The organism is Rhodococcus baikonurensis, assembly GCF_040489275.1.
Lineage (GTDB): Bacteria > Actinomycetota > Actinomycetes > Mycobacteriales > Mycobacteriaceae > Rhodococcus_F > Rhodococcus_F baikonurensis.
The window spans coordinates 68,026-91,017 of the sequence record NZ_JBEUOQ010000017.1 but is presented as its reverse complement, the minus strand read 5'-3'; the positions used below and the strand labels follow the sequence as shown (position 1 = coordinate 91,017).

General features: G+C 62.1%; 20 protein-coding genes. 9 read left to right on the top strand and 11 right to left on the bottom strand.

Features of this window, described 5'->3' with window-relative positions; translation table 11 throughout:
• The first annotated feature begins 10 nt into the window (after window positions 1-10).
• Window positions 11-2,293 (top strand): HelD family protein, encoded by a 2,283-nt coding sequence (locus tag ABWI03_RS28365; protein ID WP_298780664.1) that lies wholly within the window; start codon window positions 11-13, stop codon window positions 2,291-2,293.
• Window positions 2,294-2,376: 83 nt separating this feature from the next.
• Complete coding sequence (locus tag ABWI03_RS28360; RefSeq protein WP_095973335.1) at window positions 2,377-2,838, top strand: DUF732 domain-containing protein; 462 nt, start codon at window positions 2,377-2,379, stop codon at window positions 2,836-2,838.
• A gap of 1 nt (window position 2,839) precedes the next feature.
• Here the strand turns inward: ABWI03_RS28360 and ABWI03_RS28355 are convergent, their stop codons facing one another.
• The 3 genes from ABWI03_RS28355 to uvrB all read right to left on the bottom strand — a co-directional run bounded on the left by ABWI03_RS28355 (window position 2,840) and on the right by uvrB (window position 6,564).
• Entirely contained in the window at window positions 2,840-3,292 is a 453-nt protein-coding gene (locus ABWI03_RS28355) for a universal stress protein (protein ID WP_003944055.1), read from the bottom strand.
• Window positions 3,293-3,480: 188 nt separating this feature from the next.
• The gene (locus ABWI03_RS28350; RefSeq protein ID WP_095973336.1) at window positions 3,481-4,356 is read right to left on the bottom strand and encodes an SCO6745 family protein; all 876 of its coding nucleotides are present in this window, start codon (window positions 4,354-4,356) and stop codon (window positions 3,481-3,483) included.
• 45 nt (window positions 4,357-4,401) lie between these two features.
• Window positions 4,402-6,564 (bottom strand): excinuclease ABC subunit UvrB, encoded by a 2,163-nt coding sequence (gene uvrB / locus ABWI03_RS28345; RefSeq protein WP_124569807.1) that lies wholly within the window; start codon window positions 6,562-6,564, stop codon window positions 4,402-4,404.
• Between the two features lie 86 nt (window positions 6,565-6,650).
• Here uvrB and ABWI03_RS28340 point away from each other — a divergent pair, with 86 nt between their 5' ends.
• Window positions 6,651-7,169 carry a ribonuclease FAU-1 family protein gene (locus ABWI03_RS28340; RefSeq protein ID WP_095973337.1) on the top strand — a complete coding sequence of 173 codons (519 nt, stop codon included), beginning with the start codon at window positions 6,651-6,653 and terminating at the stop codon, window positions 7,167-7,169.
• Window positions 7,170-7,173: 4 nt separating this feature from the next.
• Here ABWI03_RS28340 and coaE read toward each other — a convergent pair whose 3' ends face one another.
• Window positions 7,174-8,388 (bottom strand): dephospho-CoA kinase, encoded by a 1,215-nt coding sequence (gene coaE / locus ABWI03_RS28335; protein ID WP_298780675.1) that lies wholly within the window; start codon window positions 8,386-8,388, stop codon window positions 7,174-7,176.
• 159 nt (window positions 8,389-8,547) lie between these two features.
• Here coaE and ABWI03_RS28330 point away from each other — a divergent pair, with 159 nt between their 5' ends.
• Complete coding sequence (locus ABWI03_RS28330) at window positions 8,548-8,763, top strand: hypothetical protein (RefSeq protein ID WP_003944056.1); 216 nt, start codon at window positions 8,548-8,550, stop codon at window positions 8,761-8,763.
• Window positions 8,764-8,939: 176 nt separating this feature from the next.
• Here the strand turns inward: ABWI03_RS28330 and rpsA are convergent, their stop codons facing one another.
• Entirely contained in the window at window positions 8,940-10,427 is a 1,488-nt protein-coding gene (gene rpsA / locus ABWI03_RS28325; RefSeq protein ID WP_019748632.1) for a 30S ribosomal protein S1, read from the bottom strand.
• Between the two features lie 337 nt (window positions 10,428-10,764).
• Between rpsA and ABWI03_RS28320 the strand changes: the two genes are divergently transcribed.
• Window positions 10,765-11,610, top strand: a complete 846-nt coding sequence (locus ABWI03_RS28320) for a class I SAM-dependent methyltransferase (RefSeq protein WP_166812388.1) — start codon at window positions 10,765-10,767, stop codon at window positions 11,608-11,610.
• A 3-nt stretch (window positions 11,611-11,613) separates the two neighbouring features.
• Here the strand turns inward: ABWI03_RS28320 and ABWI03_RS28315 are convergent, their stop codons facing one another.
• The 4 genes from ABWI03_RS28315 to ABWI03_RS28300 all read right to left on the bottom strand — a co-directional run bounded on the left by ABWI03_RS28315 (window position 11,614) and on the right by ABWI03_RS28300 (window position 15,504).
• Window positions 11,614-12,375 (bottom strand): amino acid ABC transporter ATP-binding protein, encoded by a 762-nt coding sequence (locus tag ABWI03_RS28315; RefSeq protein WP_003944053.1) that lies wholly within the window; start codon window positions 12,373-12,375, stop codon window positions 11,614-11,616.
• Window positions 12,372-13,328: an amino acid ABC transporter permease gene (locus tag ABWI03_RS28310; RefSeq protein WP_095973340.1), complete on the bottom strand. Its 957-nt coding sequence runs from the start codon at window positions 13,326-13,328 to the stop codon at window positions 12,372-12,374. The genes ABWI03_RS28315 and ABWI03_RS28310 overlap by 4 nt, the downstream gene beginning before the upstream one ends.
• The gene (locus tag ABWI03_RS28305; RefSeq protein WP_166812442.1) at window positions 13,328-14,200 is read right to left on the bottom strand and encodes an ABC transporter substrate-binding protein; all 873 of its coding nucleotides are present in this window, start codon (window positions 14,198-14,200) and stop codon (window positions 13,328-13,330) included. Before ABWI03_RS28305 ends, ABWI03_RS28310 begins: the two co-directional genes overlap by 1 nt.
• 206 nt (window positions 14,201-14,406) lie before the next feature.
• Window positions 14,407-15,504, bottom strand: a complete 1,098-nt coding sequence (locus tag ABWI03_RS28300; RefSeq protein ID WP_298780686.1) for an isocitrate/isopropylmalate dehydrogenase family protein — start codon at window positions 15,502-15,504, stop codon at window positions 14,407-14,409.
• On the opposite strand from ABWI03_RS28300, the gene ABWI03_RS28295 reads away from it, so the two are divergent.
• Window positions 15,470-16,045 carry a 2'-5' RNA ligase family protein gene (locus ABWI03_RS28295; RefSeq protein ID WP_298780689.1) on the top strand — a complete coding sequence of 192 codons (576 nt, stop codon included), beginning with the start codon at window positions 15,470-15,472 and terminating at the stop codon, window positions 16,043-16,045. The two genes, ABWI03_RS28300 and ABWI03_RS28295, sit on opposite strands and share 35 nt — an antisense overlap.
• Here ABWI03_RS28295 and ABWI03_RS28290 read toward each other — a convergent pair.
• Complete coding sequence (locus tag ABWI03_RS28290) at window positions 15,990-16,919, bottom strand: DMT family transporter (RefSeq protein ID WP_298780692.1); 930 nt, start codon at window positions 16,917-16,919, stop codon at window positions 15,990-15,992. The two genes, ABWI03_RS28295 and ABWI03_RS28290, sit on opposite strands and share 56 nt — an antisense overlap.
• A gap of 213 nt (window positions 16,920-17,132) precedes the next feature.
• Here ABWI03_RS28290 and ABWI03_RS28285 point away from each other — a divergent pair, with 213 nt between their 5' ends.
• Both ABWI03_RS28285 and trxA read left to right on the top strand, forming a co-directional pair.
• A complete protein-coding gene (locus ABWI03_RS28285; protein ID WP_095973344.1) occupies window positions 17,133-18,128 on the top strand; it encodes a helix-turn-helix domain-containing protein in 996 nt (331 codons plus the stop codon).
• Between the two features lie 74 nt (window positions 18,129-18,202).
• Window positions 18,203-18,574: a thioredoxin gene (gene trxA, locus ABWI03_RS28280; protein ID WP_003944106.1), complete on the top strand. Its 372-nt coding sequence runs from the start codon at window positions 18,203-18,205 to the stop codon at window positions 18,572-18,574.
• 75 nt (window positions 18,575-18,649) lie between these two features.
• Here trxA and polA read toward each other — a convergent pair whose 3' ends face one another.
• On the bottom strand, window positions 18,650-21,397 hold the full coding sequence (gene polA, locus ABWI03_RS28275; protein WP_298780696.1) for a DNA polymerase I: 2,748 nt from the start codon (window positions 21,395-21,397) through the stop codon (window positions 18,650-18,652).
• 252 nt (window positions 21,398-21,649) lie between these two features.
• Between polA and ABWI03_RS28270 the strand changes: the two genes are divergently transcribed.
• The gene (locus tag ABWI03_RS28270; RefSeq protein ID WP_435054156.1) at window positions 21,650-22,987 is read left to right on the top strand and encodes a branched-chain amino acid ABC transporter permease; all 1,338 of its coding nucleotides are present in this window, start codon (window positions 21,650-21,652) and stop codon (window positions 22,985-22,987) included.
• The last annotated feature ends 5 nt before the right edge of the window (window positions 22,988-22,992 follow it).

Here is a 22,992-nt window from a genome sequence, read left to right as displayed (position 1 = left end):
AGGAGATCCTTTGCCCGACGCGGACCCGTCACTGACCGAGCAAGAGCTCGAGCAGCAGTACGTGACGATGTTGTACTCCCGTCTCGACGATCTTCGAAAGTATGCCCAAACTCGCTTGAGCACGGTCCTCCTCGAGACCGGCGGCACCCCGCAAGCACGCAGTGAACGCGAATCCTTCAACGCCATGTACACCGAGGATCTCGCCAAGTACGACGCAGCCGAAAACGGAATGTGCTTCGGTCGCATCGACTTCGACGACGAGCGACGCTACGTCGGCCGTCTCGGAATCCTGGACACCGACAACGACTACGAAACGCTGCTCCTCGACTGGCGTGCCCCGATGGCGCGCCCGTTCTATCTGGCGACGCCCGCGGCGCCTGAGGGTGTGAAGCGGCGACGCCATATCCGCAGTCGGAGCCGCACGGTGACCGGCATCAACGACGAGTATCTGGACCTCGACGCGGCCCGCGCCGCGGGCGTGGTCACCGAAGCCGGTGGCGTCGCCGGTGAGAGCGCACTCCTGGATGCTCTGAACGCAGCGCGCACGGGCCAGATGAACGACATCGTCGAGACCATCCAGAGTGAGCAGGATGCCATCATCCGCTCCGAGCACAAAAGCGTTCTGGTGGTCCAAGGCGGTCCGGGTACCGGCAAAACCGCAGTCGCCCTTCACCGTGCCGCATTCTTGCTCTACACCTACCGCCAGCAACTGGCCAAGGCCGGTGTTCTCATCATCGGGCCCAACGCGACGTTCCTCGACTACATCAGCCAGGTCCTTCCTTCACTCGGTGAGACCGGAGTTCTGCTCTCGACGATCGGGGACTTGTACCCCGGAGTGCGTGCAACTCGTACGGATTCCCTCGCCGCCGGTGAGATCAAGGGTTCCCTCGCGATCCTCGACGTCCTCAAGAACGCCGTCCGGGATCGGCAGGAAGTTCCGTCGAAGCCGATCACCCTTCGATTCGACACGTACGACTTGAAGCTCGATCGCAAGACCGTCACGAAGGCGCGCGGTCGTGCTCGGTCGTCGCGTCGACCACACAACCTGGCGCGCCCGATCTTCGTAGCAGCAGTCATCGAGGCGTTGGCACTGCAGATGGCCGAACTCATCGGTGGAAACCTCGTCGACGGCGGGTCACTCCTCAGTCGGGGCGACATCGCCGACATTCGCGACGAGATGCGTGAGGACCCGGACATCATGTCCGCCATCGCGAAGCTGTGGCCCGAATTGTCGCCTCAGCAAATCCTCGCCGAACTGTGGACGTCTCCGGCCAGGTTGGCCAAGGCAGCGCCGCAACTCGACGACGCCCAACGCGACGAGCTTCTGCAGAGCGTCGGACCAGGCTTCAGTGCGGCCGATGCTCCCCTGCTCGACGAACTGGCCGAGATTCTCGGCGTCGACGACGCCGCCGAACGCGAACGCGCACAACGTGAATGGCGCGCGCAGATCGCCGACGCCCAGGGCGCTCTCGACATCCTCACCGGCTCTGCACCCCAGGATCTCGAGGACGAGATGGATCCCGAGATCTTGATGGCGTACGACTTGATCGACGCCAGCCAACTCGCCCAGCGCCACGATCAAGGCCAGCGCCAGACCACGGCAGAACGCGCTGCCGGCGACCGGACATGGACCTACGGTCACGTGATCGTCGACGAAGCCCAAGAGCTCTCCGAAATGGCGTGGCGAATGCTGATGCGGCGCATACCTAATCGCTGGATGACGTTGGTCGGCGATACAGCCCAGACCGGAGATCCCGCGGGAACCTCGTCCTGGCAGAAGATCCTCGAGCCTTACGTCGCCAAGCGCTGGAAGCTCACCGAACTGACCGTCAACTACCGAACTCCCTCGGAGATCATGGATGTCGCTCACCGTGTGCTCGAAGAGATCGACCCGGAGCAATCCGTACCCCGGTCGGTACGAGACAGCGGATTTGCACCGTGGGCGCTCAAGACCACTGCCGAAGAATTGGAATCGACCGTGCGCCGTTGCATCGAGTCCGAGTCGCATCCCGGTATTACCGCAGTGATCGCCGGTTCCGAGGTCGTTGCCGACCTGGCGGGCCTTGCGAGTGAGACTGTAAGCGTCCTGTCGGTCAAGGACGTCAAGGGACTCGAGTTCGACACCGTGTTGATCGTCGAACCCGCCGACATTCTCGACGAGTCACCACGCGGAATGAACGACCTCTACGTCGCGTTGACCCGAGCTACCCAGAGGCTCGGCATCATTCACGTCGAGTCGCTCCCCACGGTTCTCGACGGCGTCGAGGCAGCAGAGTTGGCCTTCGATTCGTGAGCCGCACGGAGTAGGTTCGTGCGTGACACCACGAATGGCGGTGTCACCCCGATTTGTGTCGACTACTGAAGGAATGACCCCTCGTGCTTGGCCTGCCCGCAAGTTCCGCCGCACCCATCCGCAAGATCGCTCGCGTGGTGATCGGTGTCGGGATGCTCGCGGCGGTGACAGCCGGCTGTTCGGAGGATGACTCGAGTTCGACGGCTGCTGCCGGCAGCGACGACATCGCTGCTGTTGCTGCAGCACCGACCGAAAAACCGGTAGACGAGGCCGAACGCCTGCGGGCGGCGCTCGCGTCTACCGGGGTGAAGCCCGCCTTTTCCGACGACATGTTGCAGGCGCTCGGTGACGGCGTCTGCCAGCAGCTCGCGGCCGGCACGGATCGAGAGATGATCATCGCGAATTTGCGGACGGTATCGCTGAACGGAGCAAGCGAACCGATGGTCACCACCGGAAACGGCTCGGCCGCATCGACAACACTGCCCAGCGCCGATCAGCTGGCTGAAGTGTTCGTCGATGCGGCCGAGGCCGACTACTGCCGGTAGGTCAGCGAACGGTGTGCACGATCAGAACGTCGGATGTCGCCTTGCGCGCCGCATCGGAAGGCACCGAACCGAGTAGACGCCCGGTCAACGTGTTCAATCCGCGATTTCCGACGACCAGCAAGTCGCCCTTCACCTCGTCGAGCAAAGCGAGAAGCGATTCGACGGGGGCGCCGACGACGGCGCGCTCGACGACATCCTTTGCCCCCTGGGCGTGTGCGCGCTCACGGGCCGTCCGAAGGATCTCGTACGTCGGAGCGGAACCAGTGACCTGATAGGCCTCGTTACCCAGCGCGTCAGCAGCAGCGCTCACGTCCTTGGGGTCGGCCGGGTAATACGCACACGCGATGACAAGCTGAGCGTCCGAGCCACTGGCAATGGCGGCAGCTCTGTCGACTGCCTTCAGTGACGACTCGGAGCCATCGGTTCCTACGACAACGGTCCGGTAGGCACTCATTCATTCCTCCATGGTTACGGGACGGACGGTACGGCCGGCACCGAGCGCAACGATGTTGCACCCGCTCGACAACCGCTGCGCTGACATTAGCGGGATTGTGCCGCGGATAGTGTTATTTGCAGTACACGCCACAAGCCCACAGTGAATGTGATTCTTCGTCACAGACACATTGGACCGGCGGTGACCACTCAGCGAAGTTTGCCGAAGCGGGGCCCGAACAGCGCCGCCGGAAAAACTTCCTGCTCGACCAAGGCGGCACGCCACGGCGTCGCCAATTCCAGCAACCGCTTGGCACCCTCCTCACCCAGCGCTTCCCACGGAGCCAGAGCGAGGTCGTCCGTCAGGTCTTCGACGACGTCACGCAAGTCCTGCCCGTCCTCGGTTAGCGCACCGGACGAACGATCCAGCAGTTCGCGGTCCTTCAAACTCTCGACGGCCTCGTCCCACTGTTCCTGCGACCATCCGCGGCGAGTCTGTGCGAACTTACGCTGAAACCCGATTCCCGTCGCGGTGTGCGTGATCAACGCGTCCAGGCCGTTCAATCCCGCGGTCTGAAGGGCCGCAATGTGTCCGTCACCGCGATACTCACGCAGCAGTGTCAGCGCGTGCCAGAAACGCAGATGAGGTTCAGCCGGCCAGTCGAGCGACGCCCAACCCGCGTACAGGGGGCGGCCATCCACTCCAGGAATGTTCTGGGCAGCGATCGACACGAGTTCGGCAGCCTCGGCCATGTCCGCCGATCCTGTCACGTCTGCACCGAACAGGCGGACGTACGCCGCGTCGATTGCCCGATACCGCGCGGCGACAACCTCTGTGGGCCTTGCCAATTCCCAGGCACGTGGGATGACACTGGCAATCAATTCAGGATTGAAGTTGAAGAAGGTAGCCGTGACGACAGTCGCAGGTGGAGCGCCGAGCGGCGCTGATCGCCCCGCGAAGTACACCATCCGGCCGGGCTCCAACCCGACGCCGACAAGTTCCTTTTCCGTCTCCGGGACGAAGTACGCCAAGGAATGGAGAAGTTCGAGAGTCCGCGCGGTCTTGCCTGCAGTCTGTGCATCCATACCTCAAACCGTAGCGGTCGAGAGCACGAACGCACGCGAGGCGACCTACTTGAGACCCGCGGCGTCCATCCCTCGAAGCTCCTTCTTCAAATCCGAGATTTCGTCTCGCAATCGCCCAGCCAACTCGAACTGAAGGTCGCGTGCAGCATTCATCATCTGATCGGTGAGTTCCTTGACCAGATCTGCCAATTCGGCGCGAGGCATCGATTTGGTGTCGCGCCCCTCGTACACACCGGCACTGACCGCGCGACCGGCCTCACCCTGCGCACGCCGACCACGCGTCGCGTTGCGACCCGAACCACCGACGTCCACGGACGCAGCAGTGTCTTCTGCCTCCTCGTACACCTGATCGAGAATGTCCGCGATCTTCTTGCGTAGAGGTTGTGGGTCGACGCCCATCTTCTCGTTGTAGGCGACCTGCTTCTCGCGTCGTCGCTCCGTTTCCTCGATGGCCTGCGCCATGGACGCGGTGATCTTGTCCGCATACATGTGCACTTGACCGGACACATTTCGAGCCGCGCGACCAATCGTCTGAATGAGGCTGGTGGAGCTACGCAGGAAGCCTTCCTTGTCGGCATCGAGAATCGCGACCAACGACACCTCGGGAAGGTCGAGTCCCTCACGCAGGAGGTTGATGCCGACCAGCACGTCGTACTCCCCCAGGCGAAGCTGTCGAAGCAACTCGACTCGCCGGAGCGTATCGATATCCGAGTGCAGGTAGCGGACGCGAATACCGAGCTCGAGAAGGTAATCGGTCAGATCTTCCGACATCTTCTTGGTCAACGTCGTGACCAGCACACGCTCGTCACGTTCCGCTCGCTCGCGGATTTCGTGAACGAGATCGTCGATCTGCCCCTTGGTCGGTTTGACGATGACCTCGGGATCGATCAATCCAGTCGGGCGAATCACCTGCTCGACGAACTCACCGCCTGACTGACCCAGCTCGTACTTACCGGGTGTCGCCGACAAGTAGACGGTCTGACCGATCCGCTGACTGAATTCTTCCCAGGTCAGAGGGCGGTTGTCAGTTGCCGACGGCAACCGGAATCCGAACTCGACCAGGTTGCGCTTGCGCGACATATCGCCCTCGTACATGGCGCCGATCTGCGGAACGGTCACGTGTGACTCGTCGATGACCAGAAGGAAATCTTCGGGGAAATAGTCGATCAAAGTTGCGGGGGCAGTTCCAGGACCACGGCCGTCGATGTGCCGCGAGTAGTTCTCGATGCCGGAGCAGAATCCGACCTGTTTGATCATCTCGAGGTCGTACTGCGTTCGCATGCGCAGACGCTGAGCTTCGAGGAGCTTGCCCTTGCCTTCGAGTTCGGCGAGTCGCTCTTCGAGTTCCGCCTCGATGTCCTTGGCCGCACGCTCCATGCGTTCAGGGCCGGCGACGTAGTGCGTCGCCGGGAAGATGCGGACCGTATCGACCTGGCGAACGATGTCACCGGTCAATGGATGGAGGTAGTACAGCGCCTCGATCTCATCGCCGAAGAATTCGATGCGAACTGCCAACTCTTCGTACGACGGAATGATCTCGACCGTGTCGCCGCGCACGCGGAACGAACCTCGTGTGAACGCCATGTCGTTGCGGTTGTACTGGACATCGACGAGCAGGCGCAGGAACGCATCGCGTGGTACCTCGACACCGACGTCGAGCTGAATCGAGCGATCGAGATACGACTGCGGAGTACCGAGGCCGTAGATGCACGAGACCGAGGCCACCACGACCACATCCCGTCGTGACAGAAGGCTGGACGTTGCCGAGTGACGAAGCCGCTCGACATCGTCGTTGATGGACGAATCCTTCTCGATGTAGGTGTCCGTCTGGGCGATGTACGCCTCGGGTTGGTAGTAGTCGTAGTACGAGACGAAGTACTCGACCGCATTGTTGGGGAGCATTTCCCGCAACTCGTTCGCGAGCTGAGCCGCCAAGGTCTTGTTCGGGGCCATCACCAGAGCCGGGCGTTGCAGCTTTTCGATCAACCACGCAGTCGTGGCCGACTTACCGGTACCGGTCGCCCCAAGGAGGACAACGTCCTTCTCCCCCTCGTTGATCCGTTTTTCCAGTTCGGCGATGGCCGCCGGCTGATCGCCGGCCGGTTCGTACGGGCTGACGACCTCGAAGCGCGCGTCTGAGCGCTCGATGTCACCAACCGGCCGAAACTCGGAATGCGCGACCACGGGATGTTCGGAAGCAAACGCCATGAAACCAGGGTAAGCGCACCCACCGACACAATGCCTGCTCGTCCGCGTTCAGCCGAAAACGCAGTTCGGCGGTAGGTTCATCGATCATGAGCGAGGAACGTCCCCACATTCACCGACCGAAGGTCGAAACCTTCGACATCGCAGCTCGCACCAACGTCGATCCCAAGGGTTTCGTTCGCCCGGTCGAGCACTACCGCGAGGAACCGTGGGGGCTGTACATGGCGCGCCACGCCGACCATCCCCAGTTTCACTACCTGGAGTCCTGGATCATCCCCGAACTCGGAATTCGAGCATCGATATTCCACTTCACACCCGAGCACGTCCGTGACTGGGACTTCTACGTCGACATCGGCGAATTCACCCGCGGCGAGCATGTGTGGACCTCAGAGGACCACTACCTCGACCTGGTCGTGCAGACCGGACACAGCATCGAATTACTCGACGTCGACGAACTTCTCGAGGCGAACGCCGCCGGGATTCTCGACCCGAAGACCTCGGAACGCGCAATGTTGAATGCCGCGCGGGCAATCGACGGCATCGCCGCCCACGGTCACCACCTCGACGCCTGGCTGGGCGCGTTGGGAATGCCGGTCACGTGGCGCTGAGCGGTCAGAGCGACCAGCCTGATTTCTCGGCCCACTCCCACGCCCGGTGGAAGGCGGCGTCGAACCACGGGGTCTTGACTCCCAGGTAGGCGTCGATCGCCGAGGCGTAGTCGTCGATGCCTGCGGCACTCTCGGCTGCCTTGACCTTGAGTTCGGCGTACTCGGCACGCGCCGACGGATCGGCGCGAAGCCAGTCGCGGAAGAGGATCGCGAACTGCTGACCGGGCCAACCGTCCACCCGAATATGGATGTTCGCGCGACGCCCTGGATCGGCACTGCCGTGAATCCGCTTTGCCCACACCGCCGGATCGGTCTCGCCGCCGAGGTACGACGGTTTCGGGTCGTCGGCGACGATGTGCTCGATCCGGGGGAACCCGGCAGCGGCCAGATCTTCCGCGAGGTCGTCGGCAACACCGAGGTGCTCGACGGTGATCTGAATGTCGATCACGTCCTTGGCATCGAGACCCGGCACTGCGGTAGATCCGATGTGATCGATACGGAGCGCGCGGTCACCGGAAGCCAGCGACAACCGGCCGATGATTCGTTCGGCCTGTGCCGGCCACGACGGGTCGGCTGGAGTCAGCTCCGGCAGTGCGCGTACTACTGTGCCCTCGCGGAGGTTCTTCTCGAAAGGTACAAGTCGATTCGCCCACAGATCGCGGACCACGTCGTCGAGTGAACCCGGCTCTCCGCTGTTGTCGAGCCACACGTCGGCAACAGCACGACGCTGATCGTCATTTGCCTGCGCTGCGATTCGCGCACGAGCGTCGGACTCCGGCATGCCGCGTGAGCCCACCAAACGTCGAACTCGTTCCTCCTCGTCGACGTAGACGATGACGACCAGATTGAATGCCGGCGCCATCGAACCCTCGACCAACAGCGGAATGTCCTGAACGAGCACTGCATCGGACGGCGCAGACGAGATCTGCTCCATCGTCCGCGTACCGATCAACGGGTGGAGGATGCCGTTGAGAGTGCCGCGCGAGGTGTCGTCGGCAAACGCCAACGAGGCCAGCGCAGGTCTGTTGAGGCTGCCGTCCTCGGACAGAATCCCGTCGCCGAATGCCTCGACCAGAGCGGCAAGGCCAGGAGTGCCGGGCTCGACCACTTCTCGGGCGATCAGGTCGGCATCGACGATGACGGCTCCCAGTTCGCTGAGGATTTTCGACACTGTCGACTTACCGGCTCCGATGCCTCCAGTGAGGCCTACTCTCAACACACTCGACAGTCTCTCATCTCCGCGCCCGAGAGATCGAGACACGCCTACCGATCGAACACGCCGGGGCATTCGAGGCTCAAATACCACAATTTCGGTGACTGTGCGGTTATGTTCTAGCGAACGCACCTGTACCTGCACCTTCTCGAGAAAGTGGACGCCATGCGAGCAGATCGCGACCATCACGGTCAGCACCGCCTCGGAATGCCGAACGGCGTGCACTGCATAGAGTTTCCCGAAGTTGCTTTTGCCCTGGCAGAGCACCGTCGTACGTGGTTCACGATGCTCGTGAGCCAAGGCCGACACAGCTTCGCGTCGATGCGTAAGCGCACAGCCGAAGCGACTGCCACCTACTGGGTGCCTGCTCCCGCAAACTGAGTTCTCTTCACGAAGTACAAAATGACCGGCAACCCTTCGGTGCCGGTCATTTTTGTGTTCACTCACTGAATTCTTTGTGTGCAAGTGACACTTGACAGAGAAAAGAACCCCGCCCCTGCACAGTGCAGGGGCGGGGTTCTTCACAGATCTCGCTTGATCAGATCAAGCGGTAATCCTTATGCGTTGCCCGACAGCTTCTCACGAAGTGCGGCGAGCTGTGCATCGCTGGCGAGCGATCCGCCAGCGGACTCTGCCGGAGCGGAGCCGGCAGCAGCCGGAGCCTCAGCATCGTCTGCAGCAGCCGTCTCCGAGGAGTAGCCGGCAGCAGCGGTGGCAGCCTCAGCGGCCTCGTCTGCAGCGGTCTTCTCCATCTGAGTGGTGTGCATCTTGTGGCGACGCTCAGCCTCGGCGTAGCGGTTCTCCCACTCTTCACGCTGCTTGTCGAAGCCCTCGAGCCATTCGTTGGTCTCGGGATCGAAGCCCTCGGGGAAGATGTAGTTGCCCTGCTCGTCGTACGAGTCGGCCATGCCGTACTTGGACGGATCGAACTCGGCGTTGTAATCCTCATTGGCCTGCTTCAGCGACAGCGAGATACGACGACGCTCGAGGTCGATGTCGATGACCTTGACGAGTGCATCGTCGCCGACGCCGACAACCTGGTCCGGAACCTCGACGTGGCGCTCAGCGAGCTCCGAGATGTGAACGAGGCCTTCGATTCCCTCTTCGACGCGCACGAATGCACCGAACGGAACCAGCTTCGTGACCTTGCCGGGCACGATCTGGCCGATGGCGTGCGTGCGGGCGAACTGACGCCACGGGTCTTCCTGCGTTGCCTTGAGCGACAGGGAGACGCGCTCGCGGTCCAGGTCGACGTCGAGAACCTCGACGGTGACCTCGGTGCCGACCTCGACAACCTCGGACGGGTGATCGATGTGCTTCCAAGACAGCTCGGAAACGTGAACCAGACCGTCTACGCCGCCCAGGTCCACGAATGCACCGAAGTTGACGATGGAGGACACGACGCCCTTGCGGACCTGGCCCTTCTGGAGCTGGTGCAGGAATTCGCTGCGAACCTCGGACTGAGTCTGCTCGAGCCATGCACGGCGCGACAGGACCACGTTGTTGCGGTTCTTGTCGAGCTCGATGATCTTGGCCTCGATCTCCTTGCCGACGTACGGCTGGAGGTCGCGGACGCGACGCATTTCGACGAGCGAAGCGGGGAGGAAGCCACGAAGACCGATGTCAAGGATGAGGCCGCCCTTGACGACCTCGATGACGGTGCCCTTGACGGCCTCGTCCTTCTCCTTGAGCTCCTCGATGGTGCCCCAGGCACGCTCGTACTGAGCGCGCTTCTTCGACAGGATCAGTCGACCTTCTTTGTCCTCCTTGGTGAGGACGAGAGCCTCGACCGCATCTCCCACGGAGACGACCTCGTTGGGGTCGACGTCGTGCTTGATGGAGAGCTCACGAGAAGGGATGACGCCTTCGGTCTTGTAACCGATGTCGAGCAGAACCTCGTCGCGGTCGACCTTGACGATGGTTCCTTCGACGATGTCACCATCGTTGAAGTACTTGATCGTGGCATCGATGGCGGCGAGGAAGTCCTCGGCGGAGCCAATGTCGTTAATGGCAACCTGCGGCGAGGTGACGGTTGTGGAGGGCATATGTTGAATTGCTCCGGACGAGTTGTGGTCGGTTGATGGATTTTGTCGGACGAGATGCGCAACTGTGGCGTACAAATGTTGGAAGTACTTTGTGAAGTACTTGATCGAAGTACCCAGCTGCATCAATTACGAACAACCGAATACCGGATCACATTCCACACCGCGGAAGCGCACCGCGAGCTCTCTCGGTCCGACTGATTCCGAGACCTTGGTAAAGATCTCGTATAGACAATCGGTCGGATGACAGACACTCGCGTGAGTAAGACTACGCGTCGGCTATCTTGCCGGGCAAACCCGGGTACCCTGCGCCCGCGTCACCCGTTCTACTGTGTTGTTCATGTCTGACGAGCGCCATGCCGCCGCCAATTCCATTCTCGGTACCAGCGGCGTCGGCCGGGTCCGTGTCGATTCGAGTGCCAGCGACCGCGCCAGCCGTGCGTGGTGGGACGCCGACGCCGACGATTACCACCGAACCCACGGCGAGTTTCTGGGCGTGAACAGCGCCGAAGGTGAATTCGTCTGGTGCCCCGAAGGGCTGCACGAGGGCGATCATCACTTGCTCGGCGACATAGTCGACAAAGACATATTGGAAGTGGGTTGCGGATCGGCGCCGTGCGCCCGATGGCTCGCCGGACACGGTGCTCGGGCCGTCGGTCTCGACATCTCGATGGGGATGCTCGCCCGCGGGCAGGACGCGATGAATGCCGGCGGACCGGCAGTCCCGTTGATTCAGGCGAGTGCGGAACTCCTGCCGTTCGCCGACGAGAGTTTCGACATCGCCTGCTCGGCGTTCGGTGCTGTGCCGTTCGTGGCCGATTCGCAGCAGGTGATGAACGAAGTCGCCCGGGTTCTGCGTCCCGGCGGATCGTGGGTCTTTGCCGTCAACCATCCGATCCGATGGATCTTCCCCGACGATCCCGGGCCCAAGGGCTTGACCGCGACCCTCCCCTACTTCGACCGCACCCCGTACGTCGAGGTCGACGACAACGGAGTCCCCACCTACGTCGAGCATCACCGCACCATCGGCGACCGGGTTCGCGAGATCGTCGCGGCCGGACTCCAGGTCCGCGACATCATCGAGCCCGAATGGCCGGAGTGGTTGGACCGCGAATGGGGACAGTGGAGTCCCCTGCGCGGCCAACTCTTTCCGGGCACTGCAATTTTCAGCGCCGTCAAACCCTGACGGCTACAGCAGCTTCGACAGGAACGCCTTGGTCCGATCGTGCTGCGGATTGGCCAGGAGTTCCCGCGGCTCGCCTGCCTCGACCACAACTCCCCCGTCCATGAACACCAACTGGTCTGCGACCTCGCGGGCGAAACCCATCTCGTGGGTGACGACCACCATCGTCATGCCTTCTTTGGCCAACTGCTTCATCACGGTGAGAACTTCACCGACGAGTTCGGGGTCGAGCGCGGACGTCGGCTCGTCGAACAGCATGAGCTTCGGGTCCATCGCGAGGGCGCGAGCGATGGCAACTCTTTGCTGCTGACCGCCCGACAACTGGGCCGGGTAGGCGTTGGCTTTGGCGCTCAACCCGACCTGATCGAGGAGATCCTTCGCGCGTTCGACGGCCTTCTTCTTACTGACGCGCTTGACCTGTGTCGGCGCTTCGATGATGTTCTCGAGAGCGGTGCGGTGAGGGAACAGATTGAAGTGCTGAAACACCATCCCGATGTCGCGGCGTTGTTTGGCCGCTGCTCGTGGGTGCAGTTCGTACAGTTTGCCGTTCTTCTCCGAGTAGCCCACCAGGTCGCCGTCGACGTACAGTCGGCCGGCGTTGACCTGCTCGAGGTGATTGATGCAGCGCAAGAACGTCGACTTGCCCGAACCGGACGGCCCGACGAGGCACAGGACCTGGCCGGGGTCGATCTCGAGTGAGACCCCTTTGAGAACCTCGAGCGCGCCGAAGTTCTTACAGACTCGGTCTGCCTTCACCATCGGTGTCATCTGCGTTCTCCTCCTGGAATATCCGGGAGTGTCTCCACTACCGTTTCTTTGCCCTGTGCGTCGGCGAGTGCCTGAAGCTGACGAGTGGTGAGCGTCCTCGTCGACCCTTTCGAATAGTGGCGTTCGACGTAGTACTGGCCGACCATGAGAACACTGGTCATTGCGAGGTACCACGTAACCGCGACCATCAAGAGAGGAATCGGCTCGAAATTTGCACCGGATATGTCTCGCGCTCGTCCGTAGAGTTCGGTACTCAGCGGCACGGCGGTCACCAGTGAAGTCGTCTTGAGCAAGCTGATCAACTCGTTGCCGGTTGGTGGGATGATCACCCGCATCGCCTGGGGAAGGACCGTTCGCCGCATCGTCTGACCCCACGTCATTCCCAAGGCCACTGACGCCTCGGTCTGTCCTTCGTTGACCGAGGCGATACCTGCACGGACGATTTCGGCCATGTACGCCGCCTCGTTCAACGCGAGTCCGATGACTGCGAAGAGAAACGCCGCCTGGAGATCTTGCATGTCGAAATGCACGAACTGATGGACGAACGGAATACCGAGATCGATGCTCTTGTAGATCGACGGGAAGAGCCCCCAGAAGACAAGCTGGACGTAGACGGGCGTGCCGCGGAAGACCCATAAATACACCCAGGCAGCGGACTTCAACACCGGGTTCGGCGACAGCCGCATTACCGCAAGGACGATGCCCAGAACGATCGCGGCCGCCATCGACAGAATTGTCAGTTGAATGGTGACCCAGGCGGCCTTCGAGATCCGAGCGTCGAAGAGGTACTGGCGGTAAGTCGCCCAGCCGAACTGTTCATTGGTCGCCGAACCGTAGATAAAGAGCCCCACGAGGACCACCACCACGACTGCTGCGACCCATCGGCCCGGTCTGCGCAGTGGGATCGCCTTGATCGGCGCAGGCTCGCCAGTCTCAGTTGTTGTCATGTTCATCAGCTCTCCGCGCCGTTGATCTTGGATACTTCGATGACGCCGGCCTCGACACTCCAGGTCTGCGCGATCTGTTGATAGACGCCGTTGTCGATCAGGTACTGCATTGCCTGCTGCAGGGCGGGTCCAAGGGCGGAACCCTTCACGATCGGCCAGCCGTAAGGCGCCGAATCAAAGGGTTCTCCCGCAGCTTCCATCCGGCCCTTGCTCCGTTTGATCGCATAGCCGGTCACTGGCGAATCAGCGGACAGCGCGTCGACTCGACCGAGAATGAGCGCGTTGGCCGCGTCGTCCTGGCTGTCGTACTTGATCTTGTCGATCGGGGGCTTGCCCTCGGCCACGCATGCCTCGCTCTTGGCAGGCACCTCGTCGATGTCCTCGGTGGTCGTGGTCTGCACCGCCACTCGCAGCCCGCATGCGTTGTTCGGATCGACTGGCTTGTCCGGCCGTTGCGCCCACTGGATACCCGCGCTGTAGTACGTGACGAAGTCGACCGTCTTCTCGCGCTCCTTGGAGTCGGTGAACGAGGACATGCCGAGGTCGTAACTTCCAGACTGGATAGCGGGGATGATCTTGTCGAAGTCGGCTTGGTTGAAGACAGCTTCGACCCCGAGCACGGCGGCAACGGCATTCATCAGGTCGACGTCGAAACCGACGATCTTGCCATTCTCGTCTTTGAATTCGTTTGGGGCGTACGGAATGTTGACGCCGACCTGCAGCTTGCCCGAATCCGTGACCTTGGGCGGCAGAAGTGCGGCGATCTCGGGCACCTTCTGGATATCGAGCGGCGGTCCTTCGGGAACGAGACCCTCGTTGTTGGTGACACATCCGCCGCACAGTGCGACGATCAAGCCCACCAACAGGACTCGCACCACGTTGGCGCGCAAACGCCCGCCGCTGCTCGAGCCATAACTCACGCCACGTGGCCTTGGTGCCCGTGCGTTTTCATCGACCACGACTCTGCTCTCCACTCGTCGATCGCCGCACTTGCAACGTCCATCCGAAATTCAGTCGAACGGTAGGTTACGGCAGGAGTTCCACCGTCGCCGACTTCGCAAGATTCCGGCCTGTCGTACAAGAATCAGCGACGCAGAGTGTGTGCGTACACGACTTCGGAAAATTCGCTGGTCGATGCCAAACCGCCGAGGTCGGCGGTCGCGATGCCCGACGCGATGGTCGTGCGAACGGCATCTGAAATCCGGCGTGCTGCCGCAGACAACAACCGATCTCCCCGTGCATCACCGAGCCAGTCGAGCATCATCGCGCTGGAGAGGAACAGTGCCGTCGGGTTCGCCCGGTTCTTCCCGGCGATGTCGGGTGCTGCACCATGCGCAGCCTGAGCCATGACCTGTGTCTCGGAAGCGTTGATCGACGGTGCGGTTCCGAGTGAACCGGACAGCTCGCCCGCCAGATCGGACAGAATGTCGCCGAACATGTTTTCGGTCACCACGACATCGAAGTCGCCGCCGCGCCGAACCAGGTGCGCCGCCATCGCGTCGACGTGCTCGTCGTCGACGACCACGTGTGGGAACTCTGCGGCGACGGTTCTGCAGGCGTCGCGGAAGAGGCCGGTGGTCAGCGTGAGGACGTTCGCCTTGTGGACTATCGTGACGTGACTGCGCCGACGCGACGCCAACGCGAAGGCAGTGCGTGCGATCCGTTCACACGCAGCGCGGGTGAACACGCCGACGGCCAGCGCGATGTCGGGCGTCGGCATGAATTCGCCGCTGCCGACCGCCATGTTCCGATCCGCGTACAACCCCTCGGTGTTCTCGCGGACGATCACCAGATCCATGTCGGGGACCATCGCCTTGACGCCGGGGAACGCTGCTGCCGGTCGGATGTTCGCGAACAACTCGAACTTCTTCCGGATGACGCCGCCGGGGGTGAGTTGTCCGCGAAACCTCTCGGGATACGACGCGCTGTCATGGGGTCCGAGGATCCAGCCCTGCAGCTGTCCCAACACATCGATGGTCTCGTCGGGAATCGGCGTGCCATGAGTGTCGATGGCTGTACTCCCGAGCGGAAGCTCGACCCACTCGACGGGAGGAGCATGAACCGATGACAGCGCCGCATCCACGATCTGCCGTGTCGCCGGGACGATTTCGTGGCCGATTCCGTCGCCGTGCATGAGTCCCAGCCGCATGGCCGAAGTACCGATTGCGCTCGCACCTGTCATCAGGCAATCATTGCTCACCATGGTCCAGTCGGTGGAATTGCTCCTCGATCCGGTTAGTGAGTCGGCAGTCCGAGCACAATGGCAGCTTCTCGCCGACGCCGGATTACCGAGTCAGGCGTCCCATCACGGCCCGTCCAACCGCCCGCACATAACGCTGTTCGTCGCCCGCGAGGTCCCCGCGGAGATCGACGAACAGTTGAAACGGCGCTTCTCGGCCCCGGACTTCGAAGTCCGACTCGGCGGCTACGTCGTGTTCGGCGGCAAGCAGATGGTCTTGGCGCGCTCGGTCATTCCTTCGCGCGCACTCCTTCACCTGCACCGGGAAATAGCCGAAGCCACAGCTGGCTCGACGGCACTTCCCGCCCACGTCGAGCCCGGCGGGTGGACGCCGCATGTAACGCTCGCCCGACGCGTCGAACCTGCACGTCTGGGCGAAGCCATCGGCTTGGTCGGTACCGACGTGATTCTCGGGCACAGCGGCGCGATCAGGCGCTGGGACGGTGAACGGAAGACGGAATGGTTACTGACGCCGCCGCTGTGACAGAGCGGGTTGCACGTCGGGTCACCAGGATTCCCGCGATCACCGCCAGTGCACCAACAGGCTGATTCCAGCCAACGCTTTCGTCCAACACGATTGCGCCGAGCGCGACGCCCACCACTGGGCTGAGGTAAGTGACGGTGGATGCCGCTGTCGGCCCCCACCCGCGAACGACGTTGGTGTTCCAGATGAATGCGAGTCCGGTCCCCAGTGCGCCCAGCGCGATCATCGACAGGACAACTGCCGGCGTCAGGTGCATCGGCGCGCTTGCGACGATCGGAGAGGCCAGAACCATCACGAAAGCGCCGATACTGATCTGCATAAGCGCGACCGCACGAGTGTCGACACCGAGCGGAAGCACGAAACGTCTGAGGTAGACAAACGAAATGCCGTACGACGCAGTCGCTCCCAGGCAAGCGACCTGAGCACTCACACTTCCGGCGACGCCGAGATTCCACGGCGCCAACACGATCAGCACTCCTCCGAATCCGAGAAGCAACCCCAGCGACTTGTATCGCGTCAGCGTTTCCCCCGGCAGGAAGGCAAGGGAGACAGCCATTGTCATCAGCGGCGTGGTGGCGTTGTAGATGCTCGCGAGCCCCGAGGACATGTTCTGCTCCGCCCAACTGAACAGCAGCCATGGCACGATGCATTGCGTCGCTGCGAGAAGCGCCATGTGCTTCCAGACGCGAAATTCCCGCGGTAGGCCGATCCGGCTGACCGCTGACACGAGAATCAGCGCGAGCGCACCGAAGACCAAGCGCCACAGAACCACCTGCGTGAAGGACAGACCTTCGAGCCCGATCTTCATGAAGAGGAAACTGGCTCCCCACACCAGCGCAGCTGCGGTGTATTGAATGGCCAGACTTGCCCTCAAAGGGTGAAGTCTCCATGCGGACTGACATCGTGACGAGTGTCGGGTGTGCGTCCGGCAAGAGCTAGTACGTTCAGGACCAGTAGGACCAGGAGGCTGACGACGATGATTGCCATGTGTCCAGCCTGACGGAATGTCCGACACAGGAATAGTGGCAGAAAAGCCAGACTTGGACGATTTTCTGCCACTTTGCCTTTTTTCTGTCACACTCGAAAGATGCTCGCGAAAGTGGTGGTCCCACTGATGCCGATGACCGAGGCGTTCGAACTCGGCGTGGCATGTGAAGTATTCGGCTTCGACCGATCCGACGACGGCCTCCCGACTTACGACTTCTCTCTGATCGCCGCTGTTCCGGGCCCGATCCGAACGCGCTTCGGCTACAACATCGATGTTCCGTACAACCTCGATTCCCTCGACGACGCCGATCTCATCGTCGTTTCCGCCGGCGGAACCTACGACGCAGGCGACGCCTACATGTGTTCACCGAGTCCCGACTCGAGTGTCGATCCCCTGTTGGTCAAACTGCGTGAGGCTGTGGCCCGCGGCGCCAAGGTGGCCAGCCTGTGCACCGGAGCGTTCGTCCTCGGGGCGGCAGGACTCCTGGACGGCAAGCGATGCACGACGCATTGGCGTCACGCAGAAAGGCTGGCGCAGACGTATCCGGAAGCCAAGGTCGATCCGGACGTGCTCTACGTGGACGAGGATCCGGTGTTCACCAGCGCAGGCACCGCGGCAGGAATCGACTTGTGCCTGCACATCGTGCGGAAGGAACAGGGTTCTCGCGTGGCCAACGGCATCGCGAGGAGGATGGTGGTGCCACCCCACCGCGACGGTGGGCAGGCCCAGTACGTCGCCACTCCCCTCACCTCGACGCCGAGTGCAACCCTTGCTCCACTCCTCGACTGGATGACGGAGAATCTCGCCCTCGATCTCACCGTCGGTATGGTCGCGGCCCGAGCGAACATGTCCGCTCGCACGTTTGCCCGCCGTTTCCAAGCGGAAACGGGAACGACGCCCGCCCGATGGCTCAGTGATCAGCGGGTACTGGCCGCCCAGCAACTCCTGGAGAATTCGGATCTCTCCGTCGACGTCATCGCAGAACGCGTCGGTTTCGGCGGCGGCGCCGTGCTTCGCCAGCACTTCATCCGGCTTCGCTGCACCACGCCCCAGGCCTACCGCCGGACGTTTAGGGCGACCGAGAACGCAAGCTGAAATCGGCTCAGGGAAGAATCAGCGGTTCCGGGGCGTTGCACACACCAACAGCCCGCACAATGGAAAGGACCCCTGTGGCCACCCAGACACTCACCCAGCAGAACTTCGACGAAACGATCAACGGCAGCGACGTCGTCCTCGTGGACTTCTGGGCCTCCTGGTGCGGCCCGTGCCGCCAGTTCGCGCCGACGTTCGAAGCCTCTTCGGAGAAGCACGCCGACGTCGTTCACGCAAAGGTCGACACCGAGGCCGAGCAGGGAATCGCTGCAGCCGCCAACATCCGCTCGATCCCCACGATCATGGCTTTCCGCGAAGGCGTGCTCGTGTTCAACCAGGCCGGCGCTCTCCCCGCTGCTCAGCTCGAAGAGCTCGTCACTCAGGTCAAGGCACTTGACATGGACGAGGTCCGCAAGCAGATCGCAGAGCAGACCGCTTCAGCTGAATAGTGAAAGAGAGCGCGCTCTGAATCGAATTCGATTCGGAGCGCGCTCTTTTCGTGGCCAGACTGTCTTGAAGCCGACTCAGTGAGCCGCGCTGTCCCAGCTTCGACCGGTTCCCACCGAAACATCCAGGGGTACCGACAACTCGATGGCTGTGGCCATCTTGTCCTTGACCAGTCCGGTGACTTCCTCCAACTCGGAGGCGACCACTTCGAGCACCAATTCGTCGTGCACCTGCAACAGCATGCGCGACTTCAATCCGGCGTCGGCGAGAGCCTTCTGAACATTGATCATCGCAACCTTGATGATGTCGGCTGCGGTGCCCTGGATCGGCGCATTCAGGGCAGCACGTTCGGCGACCTCACGACGCTGACGGTTGTCGCTGTTGAGGTCCGGCAGGTAGCGACGACGACCGTAGAGCGTCGAGGTGTAACCGTCCTTACGTGCCTGCTCGACCACCGCGTGGAGATAGTCCCGCACGCCGCCGAAACGAGCGAAGTACGCATCCATCTGCTGCTTCGCTTCTTCGGTCGAAATCTTCAGCTGCGACGCCAAACCGTAGGCACTCAGCCCGTAGGCCAGACCGTAAGACATCGCCTTGACCCGGCGCCGCAGTTCAGGTGTTACCTCTTCGATCGGTACACCGAATGCGCGCGAGCCGACAAAGCTGTGCAGGTCCTCACCGGTGTTGAATGCCTCGATCAGTCCCTCGTCGCCGGACACGTGCGCCATGATGCGCATTTCGATCTGGCTGTAGTCGGCAGTGAGCAGAACGTCGAAACCCTGCCCGACTACGAATCCGTCGCGAATCTCGCGTCCCGCGTCGTTTCGCACCGGGATGTTCTGCAAGTTCGGATCGGTCGACGACAGACGCCCGGTTGCGGCAACCGTCTGGTTGAACGTCGTGTGGATGCGACCGTCTTCGGCGACGGCCTTGAGAAGACCGTCGACGGTCACCTTCATACGCGTCGCATCACGGTGCGCGAGAAGGTGTTCGAGGAACGGGTGTCCTGTCTTGTCGAACAGACCTTGCAACGCCTCGGCGTCGGTGGTGTAGCCCGTCTTCGTCTTCTTGGTCTTGGGCATGTCGAGTTCTTCGAACAAGACCACCTGCAACTGCTTCGGCGAACCCAGGTTGATCTGCTTGTCGATCACCTCGTACGCGGAATTGGCGGCGTCGGCGACCTGGGAGGCGAAACGGCTCTGAAGATCATGCAGATGCGCGCTGTCGACGGCGATGCCGGTGGCCTCGATCTGGGCGAGCTCGATCGTCAACGGCAGTTCCATGTCGGAGAGCAGCGACTTGGACTCGATCGACTCCAACTCGGTGTCCAGCGCAGCTGCCAAGTCGAGAACGGCCTGAGCGCTGAGCATCGCGGTCTCAGCCGCTTCGGCATCGAGCTGTTCGGTGTCGTCGAGCAGTGAAAGCTGTTCCTGGCCGGATGTTTCGGCGCGAAGTTCGCGCTTGAGGTAGCGGAGCGAGAGGTCGTCGAGGTTGAAGCTGCGCTGACCCGGCCGGACGAGGTATGCGGCCAGAGCGGTGTCGCTGGTCAGTCCACCGAGCGTCCAACCCCGCCCACGCAGAGCGTGGATCGCCCATTTGGCTTCGTGCAGGGCCTTCGGCTGCGATGGGTCGGCGAGCCAATCACCGAGAGCTGCTTCGTCTTCCGGCGTTGCCGTCGATGCCGCGATGTATGCACATTCACCGTCCGAGGCCGCGATCGCGATCGCAGTGACGTCGCCGGCAAACGGAGTTCTGGTTCCGAGCACCGTCACGCCGTGACGCTCACCGGTTCGCGCGTGGGCGTCGAGCCATGCGGCAACCGCACCGGGGGCGAGTGCGTCGCCGCTGACCTCGAACCCTTCCTCTGCTTCGGGCTCGGACGACGACAGGGTGGCGAACAGCCGATCGCGGAGAACCTTGAACTCGAGATCGTCGAACAACGCATGAATCTTCTCGCGGTCCCACGGAGCCAACACCAACTGCTCGGGCGTGTACGGCAACGGAACGTCGCGAACCATCTCGGTGAGCTGACGGTTGAGCAGGACGTTCGCGAGGTTCTCGCGTAGCGAGTCCCCCACCTTGCCGCGAACCTTGTCCACGTTGTCGACCAGTCCCTGCAGGTCGCCGTACTCACGGATCCACTTGGTGGCGGTCTTCTCGCCGACGCCGGGGATGCCGGGGAGGTTGTCACTCGGGTCGCCGCGCAGGGCAGCAAAATCCGGATACTGCGACGGGCTGAGGCTGTACTTCTCCTCTACCGCAGTCGGCGTGAATCGGGTGAGCTCCGAGACGCCCTTCTTCGGGTAGAGCACAGTGACGTTGTCGGTCACCAACTGCAGCGAGTCGCGGTCACCGGTCACGACGAGAACCCGGTATCCGAGTGCCTCCGCCTGCGTGGTCAACGTGGCGATCACGTCGTCGGCTTCGAAACCTTCCTCGGCCATGACCGGGATGCCCAGCGCGCCGAGAACGTCCTTGGTGATGTCGATCTGGCCCTTGAATTCGTCCGGAGCCTTCGCGCGCTGTGCCTTGTACTCGGGGAACAGGTCGGCGCGAAACGTCTGACGCGACACGTCGAAGGCCGCGGCCAAGTGGGTGGGCTGCTCGTCACGAAGAAGATTGATCAACATCGACGTGAAGCCGTACACCGCGTTGGTGGCCTGACCACTGTGTGTCTTGAAGTTCTCTGCGGGCAGCGCGTAGAAGGCGCGGAACGCCAACGAATGCCCGTCGAGAAGCATCAAGAGAGGGCGATCGTCCGCCTTGCCGGTGGTGCCGGCTGGAGCGGTGGACGTGCTGGACCGAGTTGTGGTTGCGGGGCTCACGGTTCATCAGTCTAGGGATCGCGACCGACATCGACGCCTTCGCCGTTGTTTATGCAGGAACAGACGCAAGAATCGGACAATTGATGCAGCCATTGCCCTTCGATACGGAACCGAAACATCCCGGAAATCTCAGAACCCCATCTGAAGCGAACGGAGCCGTTAGAGTCCGGAAATCGCAGCAACGGAACAATCCCTCTGCTGCGCGGCACCTTTGTCCAGACGCGCTATTCCCGACCCGCTCGGAGGACGTACGTGGCCCCACCCGTAGTGAAACGGCAGACCCTCGCGACACTCAGCCGACTACTGGCCTTTGCATTACTGACGTTCTTCGCATTACTCAGCCTGGCCGGAACTGCTTCGGCTCAGGAACCGACCACTTCCCCTGCACCGCCGACAGCACCGGTTCCCGACAACGCTGTCCCCGTCAGCGGCAATCTCAACAACGGCGGCACACGCCTCGCAGGCGTCACCGTGCGTGCACTCGATTCTTCCGGCACCGAAGTCGCCACCGGAGAATCGGCATCCAACGGCCGTTGGGAACTGGCCGTGGCACCGGGCACCTACACCTTCGAGATCGTTGCCGACACACTCCCCGACGGGGTCAGTGTGCAAGCCGCTGTCGAACGCGAGGTGGTGGCCGGCCGCGCGAACACCGTGATCTTCTCATTCGGCGAGGTACGTACCGCCTCGAATGTCAGCTTCGGCGAGAAGCTGATTCGCACGACGGTCGACGGCCTGCGGTTCGGCCTCGTGATCGCGATCGCCGGAGTGGGTTTGAGCCTGATCTACGGCACCACGGGCCTGACCAACTTTGCTCACGGCGAGATGGTGACGTTGGGAGCCGTTGCTGCGTGGGTGATCAACACGTCCTTCGGCGTTCCGCTGATTCCGGCCACGATCCTCGCGATCTTGGTCGGCATCGCTATCGGCCTGCTGACCAACGGGATCGTCTGGAAACCACTGCGCAAGCGCAAGACCGGGTTGATCGCACAATTGGTGGTCTCGATCGGTCTCGCGATTTCCCTGCGCTACTTGATCCTGATCTTCTTCTCCGACCGCGCCGAACCGTTCGACGACTACCAGGGCCAGGTCGAGAAGAACTGGGGCCCGATCGCACTGACCGACGCCAACGCGATAGTCATGATCGTCAGTCTGGTCGTCCTGGTCGGCGTCGCCCTTCTCCTGCAGAAGACTCGGATCGGAAAGGCCATGCGCGCTGTCTCCGACAATCGTGACCTCGCCGCGTCCTCGGGAATCAACGTCGAACGCGTGATCATGTTCGTCTGGGGTCTCGGCGGCGGATTGGCCGCCCTCGGCGGTGTGCTGTTCGGTATCTCCGAACTCGGCGGACGCGTCCAGTGGGAAATGGGCTTCAAACTCTTGCTGCTCATGTTCGCCGGAATCACCCTCGGTGGTCTGGGAACCGCGTACGGGGCGCTACTCGGCTGCGTCATCGTCGGACTTCTGGTCCAACTCTCGACGCTCATCATCAACCCCGACCTCAAATACATCGGCGGACTTCTCGTCTTGATCGTGATCCTCGTGGTTCGCCCCCAGGGCATCCTCGGATCCAGACAAAGGATCGGGTGACGAAT